At 51.6% G+C, this 4,540-nt stretch carries 5 protein-coding genes; all 5 read left to right on the forward strand.

The genetic code is table 11. The features are described from left to right. Nucleotides 1-336: 336 nt before the first annotated feature. The 5 genes from ABD07_RS07140 (at nucleotide 337) to ABD07_RS07155 (ending at nucleotide 4,540) form a co-directional block, all read left to right on the forward strand. Nucleotides 337-1,683, forward strand: a complete 1,347-nt coding sequence (locus ABD07_RS07140; RefSeq protein ID WP_240142465.1) for a multiheme c-type cytochrome — start codon at nucleotides 337-339, stop codon at nucleotides 1,681-1,683. A gap of 11 nt (nucleotides 1,684-1,694) precedes the next feature. Further along, nucleotides 1,695-2,003, forward strand: a complete 309-nt coding sequence (locus tag ABD07_RS14980; protein WP_240142466.1) for a hypothetical protein — start codon at nucleotides 1,695-1,697, stop codon at nucleotides 2,001-2,003. A 35-nt stretch (nucleotides 2,004-2,038) separates the two neighbouring features. Continuing rightward, on the forward strand, nucleotides 2,039-3,031 hold the full coding sequence (gene haoB, locus ABD07_RS07145; protein WP_338040560.1) for a hydroxylamine oxidation protein HaoB: 993 nt from the start codon (nucleotides 2,039-2,041) through the stop codon (nucleotides 3,029-3,031). A gap of 97 nt (nucleotides 3,032-3,128) precedes the next feature. Further along, a complete protein-coding gene (gene cycA / locus ABD07_RS07150; RefSeq protein ID WP_160817725.1) occupies nucleotides 3,129-3,848 on the forward strand; it encodes a cytochrome c-550 CycA in 720 nt (239 codons plus the stop codon). Beyond that, the gene (locus tag ABD07_RS07155) at nucleotides 3,848-4,540 is read left to right on the forward strand and encodes a NapC/NirT family cytochrome c (RefSeq protein ID WP_108699799.1); all 693 of its coding nucleotides are present in this window, start codon (nucleotides 3,848-3,850) and stop codon (nucleotides 4,538-4,540) included. The genes cycA and ABD07_RS07155 overlap by 1 nt, the downstream gene beginning before the upstream one ends.

Here is a 4,540-nt window from a genome sequence, read left to right on the forward strand (position 1 = left end):
TTAATTTACTTTTCATTTTATAGCGCAAAAATGTAATAAGTAGAGCGATAGCTGGGATGAATCGTGTTTACAGCACCTTGACAGTGCTGAGGTGACTAAGTAGTCTAGGGGAGTGTTTCTGCCTGAGGGTAGAGGGGTTGTATGGGCAGAGTGGACCGAAGGCGCTAAGGATGGAAAAGCTCTAGATACTGTGGAAGTTAGAAGTATTCGAGGGTATGTAGAACAAGAAGAAGAGCAAAGTAAAGAAGAGGGAAGGAAGAAACTTATGGAAAACCAAAGGAGAGAGAGATGAAAGGCAAGCTATGGCCGAGGATAGTAGCGGCGATGCTGGGTGGGTTGCTGATAGGAGCTGCGCACGCTGACATACCGACTGTACCGAACGAACTATATGAAGCACTGAAACTGGACCGTGCGAAAGTAACGCCGAAAGAACTGCACGAAGCGTTAGTGAAGCGTTACAAAGACCCTGCACAAGGAGCTGGACGCGGCACACTGGCGCAATACTGGGAACCGATTCCTTATGGGATATATCTGGATCCGGCGACATTTTACAAATCACCGACCACGAACAAAGAAGTAGCCAGCCGCAAAGAATGCGTGGAATGCCACACCGACGAATCACCGGTATGGGTACAAGCATGGAAGAGAAGCAGTCATGCGAACCTGGACAAAGTACGCAACCTGAAACCGGGCGAGCCTACTTTTTACAAGAAAGCCAAACTGGAAGAGATTGAAAAGAACCTGCGTTCAATGGGCAGACTGGCCGAAGGTGAAAACCTGAAAGAAGTTGGCTGTATCGACTGTCACGTAGACATTGGCGCGAAGAAAAAAGCCGACCACACCAAAGACATCAGAATGCCGACAGCAGACGTATGCGGCACCTGTCACTTGGCAGAATTTGCAGAACGTGAATCGGAACGCGACACGATGATCTGGCCGCACGACCAATGGCCGGACGGACGTCCATCGCACGCACTGGACTACAAAGCCAATGTGGAAACCACCGTATGGGCAGCGATGCCACAACGCGAAGTAGCCGAAGGCTGCTCGATGTGCCACACCAACCAAAACAAATGTGACTCATGCCACACCCGTCACGAATTCTCAGCAGCGGAATCCCGCAGACCGGAAGCCTGCGCAACCTGTCACAGCGGCGTAGACCACAACAACTGGGAAGCATACTCCATGTCCAAGCACGGCAAGATTGTCGGCATGCTGGGCAACCAATGGAACTGGGAAGCCCCGCTGAAAGACGCCTATGCAGTAGGCGGACAAAGCGCGCCGACCTGCGCCGGCTGCCACATGGAATACGAAGGCGAATATAGCCACAACATGGTCAGAAAAATCCGCTGGGCGAACTACCCGTTTGTACCTGGAATTGCAGAAAACATCAAAAGCGAATGGTCGGAAAAACGTCTGGACTCATGGGTAGTCACTTGTACCCAATGCCACTCGGAACGTTTTGCCCGCTCCTACCTCGACCTGATGGACAAAGGCACCCTGGAAGGGCTGGCTAAATACCAAGAAGCCAATGCTGTTGTACACCAACTGTACAAAGAAGGCCTGCTGACCGGTCAAAAAACCAACCGTCCTGCCCCACCTGCACCGGAAAAAGAAGGCTACGCCTACACTTTGCCCAACTGTTCTGGTCGAAAGGCAACAGCCCTGCAGCCATCGAACTGAAAGTGCTGGAAATGCATGAAAACGACCTGGCCAAGATGCACGTAGGCCTGGCGCACGTTAACCCAGGCGGCTGGACCTACACCGAAGGCTGGGGCCCGATCAACCGCGCCTACGTGGAAATTCAAGACGAAAACACCCGCATCCGTGAAATGGTTGCACTGCAAGAACGTGTTAAAAATCTTGAAACCAAGAAAACCAGCCTACTCGACTTAGACGGCACAGCAGAGAAAATCTCTCTGGGCGGTTTAGGCGGTGGCATGCTGCTAGCCGGAACACTGGCACTGGCAGGCTGGCGCAAACGTAAACAAAGCGAAGCTTGATAAACGCTAACGCAGAAGACCGCACTGCCAAAGCAGTGCGGTCGTCAGACAAGCTACTCCCGTCCTTAGGGATCATCCTAGTGACGGGAGGTTTGCTTTTGTTGGGCTGGTTTGCGTATTTATGGTTTAAACCGGTACCTGCCCCCTATCAATATCAACTCGTAGCCGAAGGCGACAGCCAAAAGTTCAGCAAAATGGACCTATCGGGCTGGCCGGAACTCAAGCTCAGCCAATACAAAGTACAAGCGGACGGCGTAGCCAAACCCATCGCCGAATTCATCGTCGCAAGACAAAAAGATGAAGCGCCGGTACTGATTTACTGGAAGAACAGCACCAACGAAATACTCTACAACTTTGACCGTAAACCCTCGGAACTCAGCACCCTGGCTGCGGCGATCGCCAAACACGCCCCGAAAGACGCCCTGATACTCTCATGGTGGGACACATCGCGGCAGATCAAGCTGCTCACCGGACACGACACGCTCTTCATCAGCCACCTGAACGAACCGCTGATGATACCGGTGCCCTGGCTGGAACAAAGCGAAGCCATCCAAGCCTATGAAAAACAATTCTGGGGAAGCAAAGCCAGTCAAAAAGAACGCGAACAATTCAAACGTTTCAGCGAAGCCCTGACCGCCCCGGCGGAAGAAGGCGTCAAACAACTGCGCACCCTGGTTGGCTCAGACCGGCAAACCTACATCATCGTACACGTCACCGACCTGTACAAAGCAGGACTCATGCACCCGGACAGAATCGGCGTAGCCTTTCAGAACTTCCCGATGACCGGCAACATGCACGGCATGATCAATCAAATGAAAGTGCAACTGAAGGAAAACGACTTTGACACCTACACCCTGCAATCGGTTGCGGACGAAGAAATCAGAGTATTCTTCCTGAGTGACGAAAAAAGCAGCCAAACCCTGCTGGCGAGGATGTTACCGTTTGTCGACAAAAAAGCCCCGACGGAACTGGACGTAGCGCAACTGATCTATCAACAAGGCGGCTACTGGGTATACCGGCTACCGTAAACGGAAACACCAGCAAAATAGCCATTTACACAAAGCGGCGATAGCGTACAATACGAGCCATCAAAAACTTGAATTAAAAAAGCATAAAGGAGGAAGGATGAAACACCCAATAACCTATATACTGGCTGTTCTGGCGACAGCCGCATTTTTTTCAGGCACAGCGATAGCGGACACCTTTGAAGGGCGCGCGAAATGCAGCTCCTGTCACAAATCGCAAGCCAAAGCATGGAAAGACACCGCACACGCCAAAGCGATGGAATCGCTAAAACCTGGCGCACGCAAAGAAGCCAAAGTTAAAGCCAAACTGGATCCGGAAAAAGACTACACCCAAGACAAAGACTGCGTAGGTTGTCACGTAGACGGATTTGGCAAGAAAGGCGGCTACACCATAGAAACAGCGAAGAAACCACTGGCGGCAGTAGGCTGCGAATCGTGCCACGGACCAGGCAAGAACTACCGCGGCGACCACCGCAAAGCCGGTCAAGCATTTGAAAGCAAAGGCACCACCACACAACGCAAAGTGGTAGCCGACAAAGGGCAAGACTTCCACTTTGAAGAAGCCTGTGCAGCATGCCACCTGAACTACGAAGGCTCACCGTGGAAAGGCGCAAAAGCCCCATACACCCCATTCACCCCGGCAGTAGACCCCAAATACACCTTTGACTTTGACAAAATGGTCAAAGACGTCAAAGCCATGCACGAACATTACAAACTGGACGGCACCTTCGTAGGCGAACCGAAATTCAAGTACCATGACGAATTCCAAGCCAGCGCAAAGGAAAAGACAGGGGACAAAAAAGATAAAGGAAAAGAGTAATGACAGGCATACAAAAAGGAGCGATAGGCACGCTGCTGACAGGCGGCCTGCTGGGCATCGTACTGGTAGCGGTAGTATTTGGCGGAGAAGCTGCACTCTCGACCGAAGAATTCTGCACCAGCTGCCACTCGATGACCTATACGCAAACGGAACTGAAGCAATCGACGCACTATGGTGCGTTGGGTGTGAATCCTAGTTGTAAAGATTGTCATATTCCGCAGGGATTCAAGAACTTTCATTTAGCGGTCTACTCCCATGCGGTAGATGGCGCGAGAGAACTGTACTTGGAACTGATGAACGATTACTCGACGTTGGAGAAGTTTAACGAACGCCGGTTAATCATGGCGCATGATGCGCGGATGAACCTGAAGAAATGGGACAGCATCACCTGCCGTGACTGCCATAAGAACCCGAATCCACCGGGAGCGGATGCCCAGGAAGCGCACAAGAAGTTGAAGACGGAAGGTGCGACATGTATAGACTGCCATCAGAATCTGGTACATGAAGAAGTACCGAAGACCGACCTGAATGCGAGCTTGAAAGCTGGCAAGCTGGTATTGGTGAAGGAAGAGGATGAAGGCGGTAGTGGAGAAGACGAAGACGAGGAAGAAGACGAGGGTGAAGGATCTGCTGGCGGTTCAGCTGGCAGCACGGAAGCCCAGACTGATGATGAAGATGAGGATGAAGAGTAA

The sequence above is a fragment of the Nitrosomonas oligotropha genome, from assembly GCF_009833085.1.
In the GTDB taxonomy this organism is placed as follows: Bacteria; Pseudomonadota; Gammaproteobacteria; order Burkholderiales; family Nitrosomonadaceae; genus Nitrosomonas; species Nitrosomonas oligotropha.

Excerpts from the sequence above, each read along its gene's own strand:
- ABD07_RS14980 (WP_240142466.1), top strand. The coding sequence starts at position 1,695 with ATGCATGAAAACGACCTGGCCAAGATGCACGTAGGCCTGGCGCACGTT.
- cycA (WP_160817725.1), top strand. The coding sequence starts at position 3,129 with ATGAAACACCCAATAACCTATATACTGGCTGTTCTGGCGACAGCCGCA.
- ABD07_RS07155 (WP_108699799.1), top strand. The coding sequence starts at position 3,848 with ATGACAGGCATACAAAAAGGAGCGATAGGCACGCTGCTGACAGGCGGC.